This window comes from Rheinheimera aquimaris (genome assembly GCF_020531985.1).
GTDB lineage: Bacteria > Pseudomonadota > Gammaproteobacteria > Enterobacterales > Alteromonadaceae > Alishewanella > Alishewanella aquimaris.
In genome coordinates this window covers 544,743-562,296 of record NZ_JAJAVQ010000002.1, presented here as the reverse complement: position 1 = coordinate 562,296, position 17,554 = coordinate 544,743, and the positions used below count along the sequence as shown (strand labels likewise).

Genomic DNA, 17,554 nt, shown 5'->3' with positions numbered 1-17,554 from the left:
TGTGACGCACGACGAACTTTGCTAAGATACTGGCACAAAACAACGATGATAAGAGCGTGATATGACAAAGCAAGCCAAACAGGAAGCGCTGATCCAAGCGTTTAAAGCATTACTGAAGACAGAAAGCTTTGGCTCTCAGGGTGAAATAGTTGATGCACTGAAAAATGATGGCTTTGATAATATCAGTCAGTCTAAAGTGTCCCGGATGCTGAGTAAGTATGGCGCCGTACGCACCCGAAATGCCAAGCAGGAAATGGTGTACACACTGCCACCTGAACTGGGCGTGCCGACGACCAAAAGCCCTCTGCGTCAGTTGGTACTTGATATTGAACATAACGATGTGATGATTATCATCCGTACCAGTCCGGGCGCAGCACAACTTATCGCGCGTCTGCTTGATTCAGTTGGTAAAGCCGAAGGGGTACTTGGGACCATTGCGGGTGATGACACCATCTTCATTGCGCCAATCAGCGTTAAAAATATTGATTTCACACTGAAGAAAGTTACCGAGCTATTTGAAAAAGTATAATTGCTTTACAGCTTAACCTTTTGCAGATAATTCGAGAAAGCTCAGAGACGGGGCGAAGAATGCTGCACTTAGCTCAATACGATAATAACTCAGCAACGCGTCTGTGGCTGTTAACTGCTCCGATACGCCTAGACGCCTGAACAGCGCGTCGGCCAGATATTCTGCTTTTGCGGCATAGCTCAGTTGAATGAGTCCTTGTCGCTTTGGCTGATAAAACGGCATGTTCTGCATCAGTACGGTGCTGCCGGATTGCTGAGTCGATGCCAAATGGCTATCAGGCAACATTAACGTATTACTCAGTGGTTTTGCTGACACCTTGTCATAACCCATAACTTCTTCCTGCTCAGTCAAACTAAGTTGCTGCCAGAGCATCTGATCAAAACACAGCTGTTGAAAATACACATAACTGCCAGCGGCAAAGACTGGTTGCTGTGCACTGTCCACTAAAGCAACTTGCCTTTTGTGACGCCCACCCGGATTGTAAGGTGCGTTTATAAAGCCGCTCAAATCCCGACCATCAAGATAGCGAAATCCCTGTAATTGATCTTGCAACTCTGTATGGCCCTGCAACACCTGTAGGATCTGCTGACAGGCAATGACATTAACATCGAGACGATCTGAGCGTACCTGGATCAGCAGATCAATTGGTACCGGCGACAAACCGATATCGTCCAGTGTTAAATCCGGAAAAGATTTCAAACCCGCTGGCCTGGCATCAGGATAAAGTAGGTCCCAATAGTTGCTGCCAATAGCCACTACAGCAGTAAGCATCGATTCTGAGAAATGTGCAGCAAGACGATCAATTAACTGAGGTATACGTGCCAGCTTATATCGCAAAACTGATTCATGCCCTTCATAGGCGTTCAGCAGCAAATAGCTGCCATGCAGGTTTGCTTCTGTGCATATCCCCAGTTGTTCTCTGGCCATCTTAACCCTTGTTTAATTCAGACATACATTGAATGGCACAATCTTGCACCCTTAAAGCCGCCATTGTTGTGAGATATATCTCACAAACAAGTAAGTTTAAACGCTATTTAACTGACAAAAACATTCTTAAATAAACACTTAAATCAATGATAAATAATAACTTTAAATCTAGATTCTTATATTTACAATAATATTACAGCGCTGTTTTTTCAAAAAGCTACTGCTGTAATTACGCTATAGCGTTCATAATTAACTTGTCAACGGATGGACCCCCTGACAGGAAGTTAGGGTGACTCTGCAGGACGCAGATTCAAGCTAGGATAGCACAGGGATGAAAATAGGACACGCTCAGGATGAGCAAGCTCTTTTCAGACTCTTCACCAGCGCTGAGAATTGCAAGGATGATACAGGACACTCTCAGGACGAGAGCACATTATCAGGATGATAATGTTTAAGGATGAAAGGAAAATAGCAGGACGCTTTGGGAACACTCCGGGACGGAGCCAGGGATGATATGCTAAGGACAGTATCGACAGGATGACGAAACAGGACCTTAGGTGGCCGCGCGGTTTGCGGCCTACCTTCTTCCTGCATCACCCACCAATATCAGAAAACTGCATTAATACACCTCAGCCAATTACACCAAACTATCAGCAGACGTAAACCACAATCGACTCAACAGCTAACGCGCGGTTCATTTTTTATCTAATCTGCTTTGATATACAGAGAAATCAGGCACGTCCCGTTTATAATCCTGCTGGTACAAGCTGGAATGAATGATAAAGTCAGCCGTCGCCTGATTACAGGCAACAGGAATATTCCACACAACCGCCAGGCGTATTAACGCTTTGACATCTGGATCATGCGGTTGTGATGAAAGAGGATCCCAGAAGAACACCAGCCAGTCGATCTTCTGCTCAGCAATCATCGCCCCTATTTGCTGATCGCCGCCCAGCGGGCCGCTCGCCAGGCATTGCACATGCTGCTGCAGTGCTTCCGCAATCAATTTGCCGGTAGTACCGGTAGCCACCAGGTTTTTATCAGCAAAGAAGCTTTTATGTGCGCAGACCCATTGCAGTAAAGCCTGCTTTTTACCATCGTGAGCAACCAGAGCAATTGTCTTCATAGCACCATACCTCTGCGTCTAAAAATGCCAGCTTAACGCGAAAAAAAAGCCCTGCATAGCAGGGCAAAACAACCAAGGTCCACGTATAACATCATTATTGGTCAGGTGATACAGCTGCTTCTGGCAAACGGCACACCTATAACCACATCATTCTTCAGGCTACTGAGCAGACTCAACAATACGTTTCATTGCTGTCATGTAACCACGTAATTTTTTACCGACAATTTCCACCGGATGCTGGCGTATGGCCTCATTCACGGCAATCAGCTTAAGGTTGTCGACACCGTTACCGGCAGACACACCTTTACCAAGGTATTCGCTACTTAAACTATTCACAGTCTCTTTTAACAGCGGTACAGCGGCATGGGCAAACAGATAGTTACCATATTCTGCTGTATCAGAAATGACCACATTCATCTCGTATAAGCGTTTTCGCGCTATGGTATTGGCGATCAAAGGCGTCTCATGTAAAGACTCATAATAGGCCGACTCCGCGACAATACCGGCATCGACCATAGTCTCAAACGCCAGTTCCACACCAGCCTTCACCATTGCGACCAACAATAAGCCACGGTCAAAGTAGTCCTGTTCAGCTATATGCTCGTCAGAAGCTGGTGCCTGCTCAAAGCCACAGCTGCGTGTCTGTTCACGCCAGGTAAGCAGGTTTTTATCATCATTCGCCCAGTCTGCCATCATGGTACGGGAGAACTCACCGCTGATGATGTCATCCATGTGTTTCTCAAACAAAGGCCGTAACGTTGCTTTTAATTGCTCAGCAAGCTCGAATGTTTTGATTTTTGCCGGATTGCTTAACCGATCCATCATGTTGGTAATGCCACCGTGCTTCAACGCTTCGGTTACTGTTTCCCAACCATACTGAATAAGCTTAGCGGCATAACCCGGTGCAACACCATCAGCGACCATTTTATCGAACGCCAGAATAGCGCCGGTTTGCAGCATGCCGCACAGGATAGTCTGCTCACCCATCAGGTCAGATTTTACTTCTGCTACGAAGGATGACTGCAATACACCGGCACGATCGCCTCCTGTCGCCGAGGCATAAGCTTTCGCAATTTCCAGCCCCTGACCTTTAGGATCATTCTCAGGGTGTACCGCTATCAAAGTCGGAACGCCAAAACCGCGCTTATACTCTTCTCTTACTTCAGTGCCCGGACACTTGGGAGCCACCATCACCACTGTGATGTCTGACCGGATCTGTTTACCTTCTTCAACAATATTGAAACCATGCGAATAAGCCAGAGTCGCCCCCTGCTTCATTAGTGGCATAACTGCATCCACCACCGCGCTGTGCTGTTTGTCCGGCGTTAGGTTTAATACTAAATCCGCTGTAGGGATCAGCTGTTCATAGGTGCCAACAGTGAAATCGTTATCGCTGGCTTTTTTAAATGAAGCCCTTTTCTCTGCAATAGCTTCAGCACGCAGTGCATAACTGATGTTCAGGCCAGAATCGCGCATGTTAAGCCCCTGGTTCAACCCCTGAGCTCCGCAACCGACAATAACAATATTCCAGCCTTTCAAAAATTCACAGCCGTTGGCAAACTCAGCTTTATCCATAAAACGGCACTGGCCCAACTGGCCTAACTGCTGGCGTAAATTTAATGTATTAAAATAGTTTGTCATGATACTTCTCTGAATTCGTTTTCACCGCCGGGCTCTCGAGCCAAGCATAAGCAGAGCAATGCAGCTGCTTTAATACAATGTATATTAGACCCTACTTTAAATTGCGAGAAGTGATATATTCAGAAGTCTGTATTTCACATAATGAAATAAAGGTCGGTTTATGGATATCCGCAGCGCACAGTTATTTCAGCACCTCGCCAGCAGTTTAAATTTCAGTAAGACCAGTGAGCAGATGTATGTCAGCCCGCCAACCCTGACCCGTGTAATACAAAGACTGGAAGAAGAGCTGGGGGCAACCTTGTTTTTCCGTGACAAGCGCTCTGTAAGGTTGACAGCCGCAGGGCAGCGGTTTGCTCAGTTTGTGCGTGCCTGGCTCGACGAATGGCATCAGCTACAAGTTGACCTGCAACTGGCAAGTGCAGAGCTGACAGGCGAAATTCGCTTATTTTGCACTGTCACGGCCAGTTACAGCCATTTACCGGCTATTCTGGACCGGTTTCGCTTAATGTGTCCTAAAGCTGAAATAAAACTAACCACTGGTGATGCGGCGTCAGCAATAGAAAAAGTTCGGCTGGATGAGGCTGACATTGCACTGGCAGCTCATCCAACGCATCTGCCAACCAATCTGGCATTTCGGAGTATTGCCAGCCTTCCAGTGATGCTGATTGCCCCTACCATACCGTGCAAAGTGAATGACCTTTTACAGCAGAACCCGGTGCACTGGGACAAAGTACCGCTGATTATGCCAGAACATGGACCCGCCCGCGGCCGGTTTGACCGTTGGCTGGCTGACATGGCGATTACACCTCATGTCGTGGCGAAGGTAGATGGTCATGAAGCGATGGTGTCAATGGTTGCGCTTGGCACAGGTGTAGCGTTAGTCGCAGATGCTGTGGTAGTGAATAGTCCGGTAAAAGATAGGGTCAGATCATTAGAAGTGGATTATCGCTTTGAACCCTTTGATTTAGGTGTTTGCATGCTACAAAAACGATTGAACGAGCCACTGATCCAGGCTTTCTGGCAAGTGGCTACTGCAAAATCAGACATACACCGTTAGTAGATTTACTTTACCACTTTCAGATGAGATGCTTTCTTCGGCTTTGGAGGTTCCGGTTCAGGTGAATCATCATCGAATTCATTACTGAAGATTTCGGCTTCGTCTTCTTCTTCTTCCAGAGTAAACACTGTACCAGCACCATTTTCTCTGGCATATATTGCCAGTACCGCGTTGACGGGGATATAAAGGGCGAAAGGCTGACCACCGAAACGCGCATTAAAGGTTACAGCATCGTTACCCAACTGCAGATTGCCAACAGCAGAAGGGGCGGTATTAAGCACAATCTGGCCGTTCTGTACAAACTGCATAGGGACTTTTACAGCACTGACGGTGGCGTCAACAACCAGGTAAGGCGTGCAGTTGTTGTCGACTATCCACTCATAAAACGCCCGCAGCAGATACGGGCGGTTCGCTGTCATCTTCATTAAAACTTCATTCCTCTGCGGATTTCACGCTCAACATCACTTAATGAAGCCTGAAATGCGTCGCGATCAAAAATGCGCGTCATATAATTTTTCAACTCTTTGCTGCCCGGACCAGATAATTCAATACCCAGTAGCGGTAAACGCCACAACAACGCTGCCATATAGCAGTCAACCAGGCCGAACTCCTCGCTCATAAAAAATGGCGCTTCGTTAAACAATGGCGCTATAGACAGTAAACCTTCTTTCAACTCCTGCCGCGCTGTTGCTGCGTTTTCATCACCATTCAGAATAGCTGCAGCCAGGCGGTACCAGTCTTTTTCAATCCGGTACATCATCAGACGAGCCTGACCACGCGCGACCGGATACACCGGCATCAATGGTGGATGAGGAAAACGCTCGTCGAGATATTCCATAATAATATTGGCCTGATACAACGCCAGTTCACGATCAAGCAGAGTTGGCAGGCTGCCATACGGATTAACTTCGTACAGATCTTCTGGCAAGTTATCTTGTGTGACCTGAAGAATATCGACAGTTACGCCTTTTTCAGCAAGTACAATACGTACCTGATGGCTGAACATGTCATCTGCTGCTGAGAACAGTGTCATCACAGGGCGTTTATTGGCAGTGATCGCCATGTCTTCCTCCGGTAAAATAAAAAACGGCAAAGGGGCGCTAAGGCCCCTGTAAACATTTCTAGTTGAAACAACTAGTTAATGTACATCTTTCCAATATTCTTTCTTCAACAAGTAAGCCAGTACAAAGAATATCAGCAGGAACACCATAACTTTTGTTCCCAACGCGCGGGCTTCCAGTTTAGTTGGTTCCCCAACGTATTCCAGATAGTTTACCAGATCTGCAACTGCACGGTCATATTCTTCGCTGGTAAGTTCACCGGTACCGTCAGTTTTTATGCCCGCGTAAACTTCTTTTGACTCACCATCGACTAATCGAGTCTCGTGCGCTTTATATGGCATACCCTGCAATTCCTGCAACACATGCGGCATACCAACCATAGGGAATACTTCATTATTCACCCCAAAAGGCCGGGATGGGTCGGCGTAGAAACTGCGTAAATAGGTGTATAGCCAATCAGGGCCACGCACCCGGGCAACGTTGGTCAAATCCGGAGGCGCAGCACCAAACCATTTCTCGGCATCTTTGGTCGCCATATTATTTTTAATATGATCGCCCACTTTCTCACCGGTAAACATCAGATTTTCCATACCAATGTCTTCCGGAATATCCAGGTCACGGAAAGTTCTGGCATAGCGCTGGTACTGCATCTGGTGACACCCCAGGCAGTAGTTCTGAAACATACGGGCACCATTTTGTAATGATGCTTTGTCAGTCAGATCAATCGGCGCTTTGTCCAGATGAACCGCAGGCCCTGAAGCAAATACTGAAGCAGATACACACAGTAAGGCTGCTGAAAAAATATGCTTAATCATTAACTTAACCTCACTGGTAACGGCTTGGTCTTTTCGTTCTTACTGTAAATCCAAAGCAGTGCGAAATAACCGAAATAAGTAAATGAGAAAATACGTGCCAGAATGGTGTAAGTTGGCGTTGCAGGTAACACACCTAACACACCCAGCGCTACAAAGCTGATACAGAACACTATCAGATTCACTTTATGCAAACCGCTGCGGTAGCGGATTGAGCGTACAGTACCGCGGTCAATCCATGGTAATAATGCCAGTGCAATAATCGCCAGGAACATAAAGATAGCGCCAAACAACTGATCTGGTACTGCCCGAAGAATGGCGTAGAACGGCGTAAAGTACCAAACAGGAGCAATATGCTCTGGAGTCTTCAACGGGTTGGCAGCTTCAAAGTTTGGCGGCTCCAGGAAATAACCACCACCTTCTGGCATAAAGAAAATAACCCAGGCAAAGATCAACAGGAAACCTGCTACACCAACTAAATCTTTAACTGTGTAGTAAGGATGGAACGGAATTGCGTCAACAATAATCTTCTTGCCGCCTTTAGTAAAATACTGGTGGAAAGTAAATTTCTTGTCTGCTTCCGTTTGCTCGATGCTGCCGTCATTGTCACGCTTAACTTCAATGCCGTCTGGGTTGTTCGAGCCCACTTCATGCAGCGCCATAATATGCAGGAACACTAATACAACCAGCACTAAAGGTAAGGCAATAACGTGTAATGCAAAGAAACGGTTTAATGTAGCGCCTGAGATAACATAGTCACCGCGGATCCACAGCGTTAAATCTTCACCAATTCCAGGAATTACCCCGAAAATAGAAATGATTACCTGGGCCCCCCAGAATGACATCTGTCCCCACGGTAACAGATAACCCATAAAGGCTTCAGCCATCAGGACAAGGAAAATTAACATACCAAAAATCCACAGCAGTTCGCGTGGTTTCTGGTAAGAACCGTACATCATACCGCGTAACATATGCAGGTATACCACGACGAAGAATGCAGAGGCGCCCGTAGAGTGCATGTAGCGTAGCAACCAACCGTAATCAACATCACGCATGATATACTCTACAGAGGCAAAAGCGCCTTCAGCACTTGGTACGAAGTTCATTGTTAACCAAATACCGGTCAGGATTTGGTTAACCAGTACCAGCATCGCCAGAGAGCCGAAGAAATACCAGAAATTAAAGTTTTTCGGAGCCGGATACTGCATAACATGCAGATTCATTTTCTCCATAAATGGCAGCCGGTATTCAATCCAGCTCATCAGATTCTTAAACATCAGACTGCCCCCTCGTCTTCGCCAATTAACAAAGTGTTGTCGTCGATAAACATATATGGTGGGATTTGCAGATTCTTAGGCGCCGGAACACCCGAAAATACGCGACCAGCAAGGTCGTAGGTTGAACCATGGCATGGACAGAAGAAACCGGAATGGACACCTTCGACATGCGAATCAAAATCAGTAGGAATATATGAAGGCGAACATCCAAGGTGAGTACAAATACCTACGGCAACAAATATTTCAGGTTTCTTAGAACGATAGATATTTTGCGCATATGCCGGCTGCTGTTCTTCCTCAGATTCCGGATCACGTAATCGGTCATTCAGCTTAGGTAATAACTCCAGCATTTCTGTTGTACGTTTAACAACCCAAACCGGTTTACCGCGCCATTCAACGCGAATCAGTTGGCCGCTTTCCAGCTTGCTGATATCGGCCGTTACCGCAGCACCGGCTTGTTTAGCTCTCTCACTCGGGTTCCACGAAGCTATAAAGGGCACAGCAGCTCCGACAGCACCTACGCCCCCTACAACTGAGGTTGCAATGGTAAGGAAGCGGCGGCGACCTTGATCTACAGGCGCGTTGCTCATCCACTCATCTCCACGTTAACGCTTAAACAGAATTTAAGCGGCTGAATTTCAGCAATTATTATAAACCGTAAAAATATCGCCGATCATAATGAAAAGCCCTGCTTTACACAAGGATTAAGGCAGGCTGAATCGGTATTATCTTAGCAGTTTGCGTTATACGACCAGCATCTCAGGCTGGTTTGCAATCCGAGCTTGCGGTCAGACGTATGAAAAAAAACCCGGCAATAATTGCCGGGTTTCTGGTACTGAATAAAACGATTAACGTTTTGAGTACTGTGGACGCTTACGTGCTTTACGCAGACCCACTTTCTTACGTTCAACCTGACGGGCGTCACGGGTAACGAAGCCTGCTTTACGCAGTGCTGGACGCAGTGACTCGTCAAACTCCATCAGTGCACGGGTGATACCGTGACGGATAGCACCGGCCTGACCACTGATACCACCACCTTTTACGGTGATATACAGGTCAAACTTTTCAACCATGTCAACCAGCTCTAATGGTTGCTTAACAACCATACAAGCCGTTTCGCGGCCGAAGTAGTCGGTTAACGCGCGCTGGTTGATAACGATGTTACCTGAACCTGCTTTTAAGAAAACGCGGGCCGTTGAGCTTTTACGACGACCAGTTCCGTAATATTGATTCTGTGCCATGTTATGCTCCGATTAAATATCTAATACTTGCGGTTGCTGAGCAGCATGCTGATGCTCTGCGCCGGCGTAAACTTTCAACTTACGGAACATAGCGCGACCCAGTGGACCTTTTGGTAACATGCCTTTAATAGCAAGTTCCAGAACCATTTCTGGCTTTTTCGCGATCAATTTCTCAAAGCTGATTTCCTTGATGCCGCCTGGGAAGCCAGTGTGAGAGTAATACATTTTGTTCTGCGCTTTTGCACCAGTAACAGCTACTTTCTCTGCGTTAACAACGATGATGTAATCACCTGTGTCTACATGCGGAGTGTACTCTGGCTTGTGCTTGCCACGTAAACGGGCAGCGATTTCAGTTGCGATACGGCCCAGCGTTTTACCTGACGCATCAACAACATACCAGTCGCGGGTTACGCTTTCTGGCTTTGCAGTAAAAGTTTTCATTGTCTCTATCCAAAAATAACTTAGTTACACCTGACACCGTGCAGGGCTGATGCAGCGGTTGTCGTTAGCGTACCCCTTCGAGTACAAAACTACCGGGCTAACGGCAGTATATAGGCTGTAACGTAGGCCGGGCGCGGATTATATATTAACCAATTTCAAAAATCAGCACCTTACGTATAAATTTCCGCAGATTTGGCAAAAAATTATGGTAAGTGTGGTCTGCCCAGGTATTCCCGCGACTGCATCTCCTGCAGACGGCTGATACAACGCTTAAATTCAAAATTCAGAATGCCATCCTGATAAAGCTGCTCCAGCGGGATCTCTGCAGAGATAATCAACTTAACATGCCGCTCATAAAACTCATCAACTAACGCGATAAAGCGACGTGCAACATCATCATTTTGTCGCGCCATTGCTGTTACCCCAGACAGCAAAACGGTGTGGTAACACCGGCTAAGTTCCATGTAATCATATTGGCTGCGGGCCGTCTCGCACAGCTCATGAAAACTAAACCATACAATGCCGTCAGCTTCAAAGCGGGTATTTAGTTTACGGTTTCCCACTTCAACCTGCACCGCCTCTTGTCTTGGTTCTACCGACAGGGCCTGGAAATACTGCTGTAAATTCGTTTCAGCTTTGGCATCCAGCGGAAAATGATAAATCTCTGCCTGTTCCAGTGTTCGCAGCCGATAATCGATACCACTGTCGACATTTATTGTCTGGGTGTACTTTTTAATAAGTGCTATTGCCGGCAAAAAACGGGCCCGCTGCAAACCATTGCGGTATAGCCCCTCAGGCTCTATATTTGATGTCGCAACCAGTGTAATACCACGCGCAAACAGCAACTCCATCAATGTCCCCAAGATCATTGCATCAGTAATATCTGAGACAAAGAACTCATCAAAACACAGAATGTCTGTTTCTTGCTTAAACTTGTCGGCAACTTTTTCCAGCGGATTGCTGACACCTTTCAGTAATTTAAGCTCTTCGTGTACCCGATGCATAAAGCGGTGAAAATGAATGCGCATTTTGCGCTTCGTCGGCAGGCACTCATAAAACGTATCTACCAGGTAGGTTTTGCCCCGGCCGACGCCCCCCCAAAAATACAACCCCAGCAAAGGCTGAACAGTTAGCGAGCCGCCAAATACTTTGCGCCAAAGCGACAACGTAGCAGGTTTATGATTAATAAAATCATCATACAGCCGCTGCAACTGTGTCACAGCGAACTCCTGCGCCGCATCGTAGTGAAAGTCATCACGCGTTAAATCTTGCTGGTACTTTAATAGTGGCGTCATTTGAGTCTTACTTGAATGCTACTGAGTTACGGCTTTATTATCAGCAATAATAGTAACATGCCTTACCACTCTGGATAAGAAGTTAGGTTACACTATCAACAGATATTACCCCGCAGGAGTTGTTATGGAATTTATGTACGCTGCAGCATGGCTAGTTGCCGGACTTGTTATAGGTGCAGTTGCTGCCCGCCTTATTACGCTAAGACAGCTGAACCAGCACAAGCTACAGCTACAACTGGACGAAAGCCAGGCTCAGCTGGCACAGTATCGCGAGGATGTGTCCAGCCATCTGGAGACAACTAACCAACTGATGACTCAGCTGCAGGATAACTATGCCCGTATCGCAAGACATATCGCAGACTCTAAGATGCAATTGGTTGAGCGCCCAACAGTTTCAGTCAAACAGGATATTAATTATCTGTCCGGCGACACTGCAGCTTACATTCGGCAGTCATTGAATCAAATCGACGAAAAACGCCGTGTATATTCTTCGGCTGAACAGCAGCCACGTGATTATTCCGGGGAAGCCAGTGGCCTTATAAAAGACCGACACAGCAAAAAGCCCGTGCAATAATTTGTTACATAATGCATGCGGCCCGGCTGAACTTTTTTGTTTGGTAAAGGCTCATAGTCGCGACTTGTTAAAGGAGACTATGACGCTATGAATACAAAATTGTCATTGGTTGGTGCCGCAATTGCAGCCAGTTTGTTGTTGACAAACCCCGCCCCGGCGGAAGCCCGAATACCGTTTTTCTCCGGCGAGCAGGAAATACCTTCACTTGCCCCTATGCTGGAGCAAACTACACCCGCCGTTGTGCATATTTCAGTTGCCGGTAGCCGCGAGGTAAGACAGCGTTTACCTGAAGCTTTCCGTTACTTCTTCGGCCAACGCGGTCCAAATGAATATCGCGAAGAGCGGCCGTTCAAGGGCTTGGGTTCGGGCGTCATTATCAGTGCCGACAATGGCTATATCGTGACCAATAACCATGTAATTCAGGATGCCGATGATATCGAAGTGCGGTTAAAAGACGGCCGTACTTTTAAAGCGAAAAAGCTAGGCGCCGATCCGGAAAGCGATATAGCGCTATTACAAATTGAAGCCAAAAACTTGACCGAAGTGAAACTGGCTAATTCGGATAAGACCCGCGTCGGTGATTATGCCATAGCTATTGGTAATCCTTTTGGACTGGAACAGACGGTTACTTCAGGCATTATCAGTGCGTTAGGTCGTGGTGGTTTAGGTATCGAAGGCTTTGAAGATTTTATTCAAACCGACGCCGCCATCAACAGTGGTAACTCAGGTGGTGCACTGGTAAACCTGCGTGGTGAACTGATCGGCATTAACACGGCTATTTTAGGGCCAAATGGCGGCAATATAGGTATAGGTTTTGCCATTCCAGCCAATATGATGAAGAACCTGGTTGATCAGATCATTGAACATGGCGAAATACGCCGTGGCAGTTTAGGTATTCGCGGCCAGGATGTAACGTCAGACCTGACAGAGGCAATGCATCTCAACGTCAGCCGTGGCGCCTTCGTTAATGAAGTGCTGCCTGACAGCGCAGCATCAGAGGCGGGTCTGGAGTCAGGAGATGTCATTATTAGCATGAATGGCAATAAAATCAATTCTTTCATGGAGTTACGAGCAAAAGTTGCCACCCTTGGTGCCGGCCGCGAGGCGAAGCTAGGTATACTGCGAGATGGCAAAGAGCGTACGGTAACAGTAAAACTGCGGGAGTTAGCGACAGGCCAAGTGGCCGCAAGTCAGGTGCATCCAATGCTTGAAGGTGCCGAAATGTCTAACGCCGAAGGTGGCGGTGTCAAAATAGACATAGTAGAAAATAATTCGCCGGCGGCACAGATTGGTTTGCTTGCTGACGACGTTATTGTAGGCGTAAACCGGCAAAGGATTGCGAATCTGGCTGAACTGCGCAAGATGCTGGAAAACCGTGACGGCGTAGCGGCGTTGAATATACGCAGAGGCAATACGAACCTTTATGTATTAATTCGCTGATAATACAGCGCTAAGCGGTAGCCGACAGCTACTGCTTAGCGCATATTAATGCTATGCTTGCGCAACCTTAATTTTGTAATTTTTTAATATCCCGTGGCCAAATTTTTGTATTTCGTACTTAAGAGTATTGCCTACGGGCTGGCATTAGCATTCCTGCTGATGCTGTTTGTACCTTCGTTTAAAAATCTGTCGCTTCCTATATTCAGTCAGCAAGATGCAGTCGAAGAGCATCGCGCGGTAAGTTATGCCAGAGCAGTGCGACGGGCTGCACCGGCTGTGGTGAATGTATACACCCGCAGCACTCTGGTTGATCCCCGTTCCTTAAGGCCACGCACTATAGAGCGGCAAGAGTTGGGTTCAGGCGTAATCATGAGCTCTCAAGGATATATCCTGACTAACTACCATGTCGTCTATGGCGCAGACTATATCGAAGTTGCCCTACAGGATGGACGTACACTTGAAGCCGTATTGATTGGGCAGGATGAATTAACAGATTTGGCCGTATTGTATGTTCAAGCCGAAAATCTGCCGGTGATCCCGCAAGACTCCGAACTCGAACCTCAGGTTGGTGACGTTGTGCTGGCGATTGGCAATCCGTTAAATCTAGGGCAAACGATTACACAGGGCATTATCAGCGCTAACGGCAACACCGGCTTAAGTTCACGTGGTTATATTGATTTTATGCGAATGGATGCAGCCATTAACCGCGGTAACTCTGGCGGTGCGCTGGTTAATAGCAATGGTATGCTGGTGGGCATCAATGCCGCAGCCTTTCAGTTGGAAAATCAGGATATTCAGGGCATATTTTTCGCTATCCCCTATCAATTGGCGGTAAATGTCATGCAGAAGCTCATTAAGCATGGCCGGGTGACACGCAGCCATCTCGGAGTGTCTGGTGACGCTGTCGTCAATGCCGCAGGCGACCGGCTGATTTCGTCAGGCCAAACACTGTATGGTCTTAGTATTACTGCCGTTAACGCTAATGGACCAGCAGCTGAAGCGGGTCTGCAGGTCGGAGACATATTGACGCAAATTGATGGTAAACGTTTTAGCAGTGTACAGCAGGCATTGAATATGATTGCCGAAACAGCACCAAACACTGCTCTTGCACTTACAATAAACCGAAGTGGTCAACAGCTGACGGTAAACGCGATAGCACGCGAATTACGCAGATAAAAAACGCGGCTTAAGCCGCGTTTACACGTTCGATATTAGCACCGAGCTTCTTAAGTTTGTCTTCTATTTGCTCATAGCCACGGTCAATATGATAAATACGATCGACAATAGTTGTGCCTTCAGCCACCAAACCTGCTATCACTAAACTGGCGGATGCCCGCAAATCTGTTGCCATCACCTGGGCAGCCATGAGTTTGTCGGTGTGCTGACACACCGCTGTATTCCCTTCAAGACTAATTTTTGCGCCCATCCGCTGCAGTTCAGGGACATGCATAAAACGATTTTCAAAAATCGTTTCAGTGACCATTCCCACGCCATCCGCGACGACATTTAATACTGTAAATTGTGCCTGCATATCGGTTGGAAAACCAGGATGAGGTACCGTTTTGACTTTCACAGCTTTAAGCGTACGCCCCGTCATGTTTGCGCGTATCCAATCCGGACCAGTGGTAATCTCAACACCAGCTTCACGTAGCTTGTCCAGCACGACTTCCAGCTCGGCCGGGTCAGTATTACGGCAGGTTACGTCACCACCACTGACGGCTGCAGCCACTAAGAAGGTGCCCGTTTCGATACGATCTGGCAACACTTTATGGTCTCCGCCATGTAACGCAGCAACGCCTTCAATAACTATACTGTCGGTACCTGCGCCGCGGATCTTCGCCCCCATGGTATTCAGGTATATAGCAAGGTCTACCACTTCAGGCTCGCGCGCGGCGTTATCAATAGTTGTCGTGCCGTCGGCAAGAACAGCAGCCATCATCAGGTTTTCAGTACCGGTAACACTTACCATGTCCATAATGATGTGCGCGCCTTTAAGCCGGCTGGCATTGGCTTTAATATAGCCATTCTCAACCACGATGTCGGCGCCCATTTTACGCAGGCCATCGATATGCAAATTGACCGGGCGAGCACCAATTGCACAGCCACCAGGCAATGACACTTCAGCCTGGCCAAACCTGCTTAGTAAAGGGCCCAATGCCAAAATGGAGGCACGCATAGTCTTAACCAACTCATAAGGGGCAAACTGATTTGCAACCTTACCTGCGTCAACCCGGACAATGTTATCGCTGAAGCTGACTTCTGCGCCAAACAACTGTAACAACTTTACTGTTGTTTCAATATCTTTCAGCTTAGGTACATTGCTGATAACTGTTGGTTTTTCAGATAACAAACTGGCAAAAAGAATGGGTAAAGCGGCATTTTTTGCCCCAGAGATAGATACATCTCCCTGTAATGCCTGACCACCTGTAACAAGAAATTGTTGCATAAATTACTACATCGGAGGATTAAGAAGTTTTTCTCTACGCCATTGTTCTGGTGTAAAGGTCTTAATGCTGACAGCATGAATAGAGCCATCAGCGATCGCCGCCATCAGCGGCGCATAAACCATTTGTTGCTGTTTAACCCGGCTGACATCAGCAAAACAGGTTCCTACAGCCGTCACGGCATAGTGAGAACCTTCAGCGCTAACACGCACTTCTGTCAGTTGCAGCTGTTCTGATAACAGTTGCTCTATTTGCTTAATATCCAAAGCGTAACCTTAATTACTAATGGGTAATAACGGCCTGACTGCCGTTACATCCGCTAATGATAACAGCTGTTTCGGAACGTTACACAAAGAGATCTCTATACCATGCTGCTTCGCCCAGGCTAACTGTTGCAATAACCAGGCTAGACCAGCAGTGTCGATATTTTCAAGTCCGGAAAAATCAAAGTTTATCCGCTCTGAGACGCTATTTAACAGTTTGAACGGTGAATACAGCATTAACGTATCACGATTTAGCACACCGGTAAAACAGAATACCTCGCCCTGCTGCTCGATGTTAAGCGTCACTTTTCCTCCGCAGGCTTGGTAATAGGTGCTTTAGCTTTCTCCTGCAACAACGCTGTCACACTGGCCAGCCCTTGCTGCCGGATAAGATTACCTAACTCTGCACGCTTACTGTCAAGTAATGAAATGCCTTCGGCGACCATATCAAATACCAACCAGTTGTCTGCGTCTTTACCACGACGTAATTTGAAATCAATTTTGATATCTGGTTTACCAGGATCGATAACTCTGGTTTTTACGGTAATGATTTTCTGATCATCCAAACCACCAGCAGCGGGTTCGATAATGACTTTCTGATCACGATACTGGGTAAATACACCAGCGTACGTCGCGACCATGTAATTCTGAAACGCATCGACAAATGCCAGTATATCTTCACGAGGTGTCTCTCGAAGGTCAGCGCTGTTGCCGATAACACGCAACGCAGCATAACGGCTGTCGATGTAGGGTACCAGTTCATCATTAACAATTACCCGCAACACTTCCGGATCGGCCTGAATTTTACTCTGGTCCTTGGCAATGCGGCTAAACGTATTGTCGGCCAGCACTTCCATCATTTTATATGGATCGTTAAAGGTGACCGCTTCTGCTGAAGCCTGCGGCAGATAACTCAGAATGGCTAAAGCCCCAGCCAGAAAAGTTGCGTACAATTTCATGTTTAATTCCCGCGGTTAAATAAAAACTGACCTATCAGCTCTTCCAGTACCAAAGCTGATTTAGTGTCTTCGATATAGTCACCATCACCCAGAATTTCAACAGTCTCGTCGATAAAACCCGGTTGCAACCCCAAATATTGCTCTCCTAATAATCCGGATGTCAGGATCGCCAGAGTGCTGGTTTCCGGAAAATTGTTATAATCGCTGTTAATTGCCAGCGTTACTATCGGAGTATAATAGGTCGTATCAAGTTCAATGGCGGCCACACGGCCTACAACAACCCCCCCCACCTTTACCGGCGAGCGGACTTTTAAACCACCAATATTTTCAAACTTTGCTTTAAGGGTGTAAGTTTCGCTACTTGCCCCCATACCGCTATTTGCAACCTTCAATGACAACATTAAAAATGCGGCCAGCGCTAATACGATAAAGCCACCAACTAAAATCTCTATTTTCCGCGTGGTCAT

General features: G+C 47.0%; 21 protein-coding genes. 5 read left to right on the top strand and 16 right to left on the bottom strand.

The window, feature by feature from the left end; all coding sequences use genetic code 11:
* The first annotated feature begins 61 nt into the window (after positions 1 to 61).
* The gene (argR, locus tag LHL18_RS07500) at positions 62 to 529 is read left to right on the top strand and encodes a transcriptional regulator ArgR (RefSeq protein WP_134052674.1); all 468 of its coding nucleotides are present in this window, start codon (positions 62 to 64) and stop codon (positions 527 to 529) included.
* Between the two features lie 12 nt (positions 530 to 541).
* Here the strand turns inward: argR and LHL18_RS07495 are convergent, their stop codons facing one another.
* The 3 genes from LHL18_RS07495 to ilvC form a co-directional block, all read right to left on the bottom strand.
* Complete coding sequence (locus tag LHL18_RS07495; protein ID WP_134052676.1) at positions 542 to 1,456, bottom strand: Dyp-type peroxidase; 915 nt, start codon at positions 1,454 to 1,456, stop codon at positions 542 to 544.
* Between the two features lie 694 nt (positions 1,457 to 2,150).
* Positions 2,151 to 2,582: a methylglyoxal synthase gene (locus LHL18_RS07490; protein ID WP_226766437.1), complete on the bottom strand. Its 432-nt coding sequence runs from the start codon at positions 2,580 to 2,582 to the stop codon at positions 2,151 to 2,153.
* 159 nt (positions 2,583 to 2,741) lie between these two features.
* Positions 2,742 to 4,223 (bottom strand): ketol-acid reductoisomerase, encoded by a 1,482-nt coding sequence (gene ilvC, locus LHL18_RS07485; RefSeq protein WP_226766436.1) that lies wholly within the window; start codon positions 4,221 to 4,223, stop codon positions 2,742 to 2,744.
* Positions 4,224 to 4,383: 160 nt separating this feature from the next.
* On the opposite strand from ilvC, the gene ilvY reads away from it, so the two are divergent.
* Positions 4,384 to 5,280 (top strand): HTH-type transcriptional activator IlvY, encoded by an 897-nt coding sequence (gene ilvY, locus LHL18_RS07480; RefSeq protein WP_226766435.1) that lies wholly within the window; start codon positions 4,384 to 4,386, stop codon positions 5,278 to 5,280.
* A gap of 5 nt (positions 5,281 to 5,285) precedes the next feature.
* Here the strand turns inward: ilvY and LHL18_RS07475 are convergent, their stop codons facing one another.
* From LHL18_RS07475 to zapE, 8 genes are all read right to left on the bottom strand, one after another.
* Positions 5,286 to 5,699 carry a ClpXP protease specificity-enhancing factor gene (locus LHL18_RS07475; RefSeq protein WP_134053577.1) on the bottom strand — a complete coding sequence of 138 codons (414 nt, stop codon included), beginning with the start codon at positions 5,697 to 5,699 and terminating at the stop codon, positions 5,286 to 5,288.
* 5 nt (positions 5,700 to 5,704) lie between these two features.
* On the bottom strand, positions 5,705 to 6,343 hold the full coding sequence (gene sspA / locus LHL18_RS07470; protein ID WP_134052680.1) for a stringent starvation protein SspA: 639 nt from the start codon (positions 6,341 to 6,343) through the stop codon (positions 5,705 to 5,707).
* A gap of 75 nt (positions 6,344 to 6,418) precedes the next feature.
* Positions 6,419 to 7,156 (bottom strand): cytochrome c1, encoded by a 738-nt coding sequence (locus tag LHL18_RS07465; RefSeq protein WP_226766433.1) that lies wholly within the window; start codon positions 7,154 to 7,156, stop codon positions 6,419 to 6,421.
* A complete protein-coding gene (locus LHL18_RS07460; RefSeq protein WP_134052684.1) occupies positions 7,156 to 8,430 on the bottom strand; it encodes a cytochrome b in 1,275 nt (424 codons plus the stop codon). Before LHL18_RS07460 ends, LHL18_RS07465 begins: the two co-directional genes overlap by 1 nt.
* The gene (petA, locus tag LHL18_RS07455; RefSeq protein WP_134052686.1) at positions 8,430 to 9,020 is read right to left on the bottom strand and encodes a ubiquinol-cytochrome c reductase iron-sulfur subunit; all 591 of its coding nucleotides are present in this window, start codon (positions 9,018 to 9,020) and stop codon (positions 8,430 to 8,432) included. The genes LHL18_RS07460 and petA overlap by 1 nt, the downstream gene beginning before the upstream one ends.
* 258 nt (positions 9,021 to 9,278) lie before the next feature.
* Complete coding sequence (gene rpsI / locus LHL18_RS07450; protein WP_134052688.1) at positions 9,279 to 9,671, bottom strand: 30S ribosomal protein S9; 393 nt, start codon at positions 9,669 to 9,671, stop codon at positions 9,279 to 9,281.
* A gap of 12 nt (positions 9,672 to 9,683) precedes the next feature.
* A complete protein-coding gene (rplM, locus tag LHL18_RS07445) occupies positions 9,684 to 10,112 on the bottom strand; it encodes a 50S ribosomal protein L13 (protein ID WP_134052690.1) in 429 nt (142 codons plus the stop codon).
* A 203-nt stretch (positions 10,113 to 10,315) separates the two neighbouring features.
* Positions 10,316 to 11,407: a cell division protein ZapE gene (zapE, locus tag LHL18_RS07440; protein ID WP_226766432.1), complete on the bottom strand. Its 1,092-nt coding sequence runs from the start codon at positions 11,405 to 11,407 to the stop codon at positions 10,316 to 10,318.
* A gap of 124 nt (positions 11,408 to 11,531) precedes the next feature.
* Between zapE and LHL18_RS07435 the strand changes: the two genes are divergently transcribed.
* The 3 genes from LHL18_RS07435 (at position 11,532) to LHL18_RS07425 (ending at position 14,597) form a co-directional block, all read left to right on the top strand.
* On the top strand, positions 11,532 to 11,981 hold the full coding sequence (locus LHL18_RS07435; protein ID WP_134052694.1) for a YhcB family protein: 450 nt from the start codon (positions 11,532 to 11,534) through the stop codon (positions 11,979 to 11,981).
* 87 nt (positions 11,982 to 12,068) lie between these two features.
* A complete protein-coding gene (locus tag LHL18_RS07430; RefSeq protein WP_134052696.1) occupies positions 12,069 to 13,421 on the top strand; it encodes a Do family serine endopeptidase in 1,353 nt (450 codons plus the stop codon).
* A 105-nt stretch (positions 13,422 to 13,526) separates the two neighbouring features.
* Positions 13,527 to 14,597: a trypsin-like peptidase domain-containing protein gene (locus tag LHL18_RS07425; RefSeq protein ID WP_226766431.1), complete on the top strand. Its 1,071-nt coding sequence runs from the start codon at positions 13,527 to 13,529 to the stop codon at positions 14,595 to 14,597.
* A gap of 10 nt (positions 14,598 to 14,607) precedes the next feature.
* Here LHL18_RS07425 and murA read toward each other — a convergent pair whose 3' ends face one another.
* Genes murA through mlaD form a run of 5 tightly spaced genes read right to left on the bottom strand, consistent with a single transcriptional unit; the run spans position 14,608 to position 17,554 of the window.
* On the bottom strand, positions 14,608 to 15,867 hold the full coding sequence (murA, locus tag LHL18_RS07420) for a UDP-N-acetylglucosamine 1-carboxyvinyltransferase (protein ID WP_226766430.1): 1,260 nt from the start codon (positions 15,865 to 15,867) through the stop codon (positions 14,608 to 14,610).
* A 6-nt stretch (positions 15,868 to 15,873) separates the two neighbouring features.
* On the bottom strand, positions 15,874 to 16,131 hold the full coding sequence (locus LHL18_RS07415; RefSeq protein WP_134052702.1) for a BolA family protein: 258 nt from the start codon (positions 16,129 to 16,131) through the stop codon (positions 15,874 to 15,876).
* 9 nt (positions 16,132 to 16,140) lie between these two features.
* Positions 16,141 to 16,434: an STAS domain-containing protein gene (locus tag LHL18_RS07410; RefSeq protein ID WP_134052704.1), complete on the bottom strand. Its 294-nt coding sequence runs from the start codon at positions 16,432 to 16,434 to the stop codon at positions 16,141 to 16,143.
* Entirely contained in the window at positions 16,431 to 17,087 is a 657-nt protein-coding gene (locus LHL18_RS07405) for an MlaC/ttg2D family ABC transporter substrate-binding protein (RefSeq protein WP_226766429.1), read from the bottom strand. The genes LHL18_RS07410 and LHL18_RS07405 overlap by 4 nt, the downstream gene beginning before the upstream one ends.
* A 2-nt stretch (positions 17,088 to 17,089) precedes the next feature.
* Positions 17,090 to 17,554 (bottom strand): outer membrane lipid asymmetry maintenance protein MlaD, encoded by a 465-nt coding sequence (mlaD, locus tag LHL18_RS07400; RefSeq protein ID WP_134052708.1) that lies wholly within the window; start codon positions 17,552 to 17,554, stop codon positions 17,090 to 17,092.

Coding starts and splice junctions, on each gene's coding strand:
- argR (WP_134052674.1), top strand. CDS start 62: ATGACAAAGCAAGCCAAACAGGAAGCGCTGATCCAAGCGTTTAAAGCA.
- LHL18_RS07495 (WP_134052676.1), bottom strand. CDS start 1,456: ATGGCCAGAGAACAACTGGGGATATGCACAGAAGCAAACCTGCATGGC.
- LHL18_RS07490 (WP_226766437.1), bottom strand. CDS start 2,582: ATGAAGACAATTGCTCTGGTTGCTCACGATGGTAAAAAGCAGGCTTTA.
- ilvC (WP_226766436.1), bottom strand. CDS start 4,223: ATGACAAACTATTTTAATACATTAAATTTACGCCAGCAGTTAGGCCAG.
- ilvY (WP_226766435.1), top strand. CDS start 4,384: ATGGATATCCGCAGCGCACAGTTATTTCAGCACCTCGCCAGCAGTTTA.
- LHL18_RS07475 (WP_134053577.1), bottom strand. CDS start 5,699: ATGACAGCGAACCGCCCGTATCTGCTGCGGGCGTTTTATGAGTGGATA.
- sspA (WP_134052680.1), bottom strand. CDS start 6,343: ATGGCGATCACTGCCAATAAACGCCCTGTGATGACACTGTTCTCAGCA.
- LHL18_RS07465 (WP_226766433.1), bottom strand. CDS start 7,156: ATGATTAAGCATATTTTTTCAGCAGCCTTACTGTGTGTATCTGCTTCA.
- LHL18_RS07460 (WP_134052684.1), bottom strand. CDS start 8,430: ATGTTTAAGAATCTGATGAGCTGGATTGAATACCGGCTGCCATTTATG.
- petA (WP_134052686.1), bottom strand. CDS start 9,020: ATGAGCAACGCGCCTGTAGATCAAGGTCGCCGCCGCTTCCTTACCATT.
- rpsI (WP_134052688.1), bottom strand. CDS start 9,671: ATGGCACAGAATCAATATTACGGAACTGGTCGTCGTAAAAGCTCAACG.
- rplM (WP_134052690.1), bottom strand. CDS start 10,112: ATGAAAACTTTTACTGCAAAGCCAGAAAGCGTAACCCGCGACTGGTAT.
- zapE (WP_226766432.1), bottom strand. CDS start 11,407: ATGACGCCACTATTAAAGTACCAGCAAGATTTAACGCGTGATGACTTT.
- LHL18_RS07435 (WP_134052694.1), top strand. CDS start 11,532: ATGGAATTTATGTACGCTGCAGCATGGCTAGTTGCCGGACTTGTTATA.
- LHL18_RS07430 (WP_134052696.1), top strand. CDS start 12,069: ATGAATACAAAATTGTCATTGGTTGGTGCCGCAATTGCAGCCAGTTTG.
- murA (WP_226766430.1), bottom strand. CDS start 15,867: ATGCAACAATTTCTTGTTACAGGTGGTCAGGCATTACAGGGAGATGTA.
- LHL18_RS07405 (WP_226766429.1), bottom strand. CDS start 17,087: ATGAAATTGTACGCAACTTTTCTGGCTGGGGCTTTAGCCATTCTGAGT.
- mlaD (WP_134052708.1), bottom strand. CDS start 17,554: ATGACCACGCGGAAAATAGAGATTTTAGTTGGTGGCTTTATCGTATTA.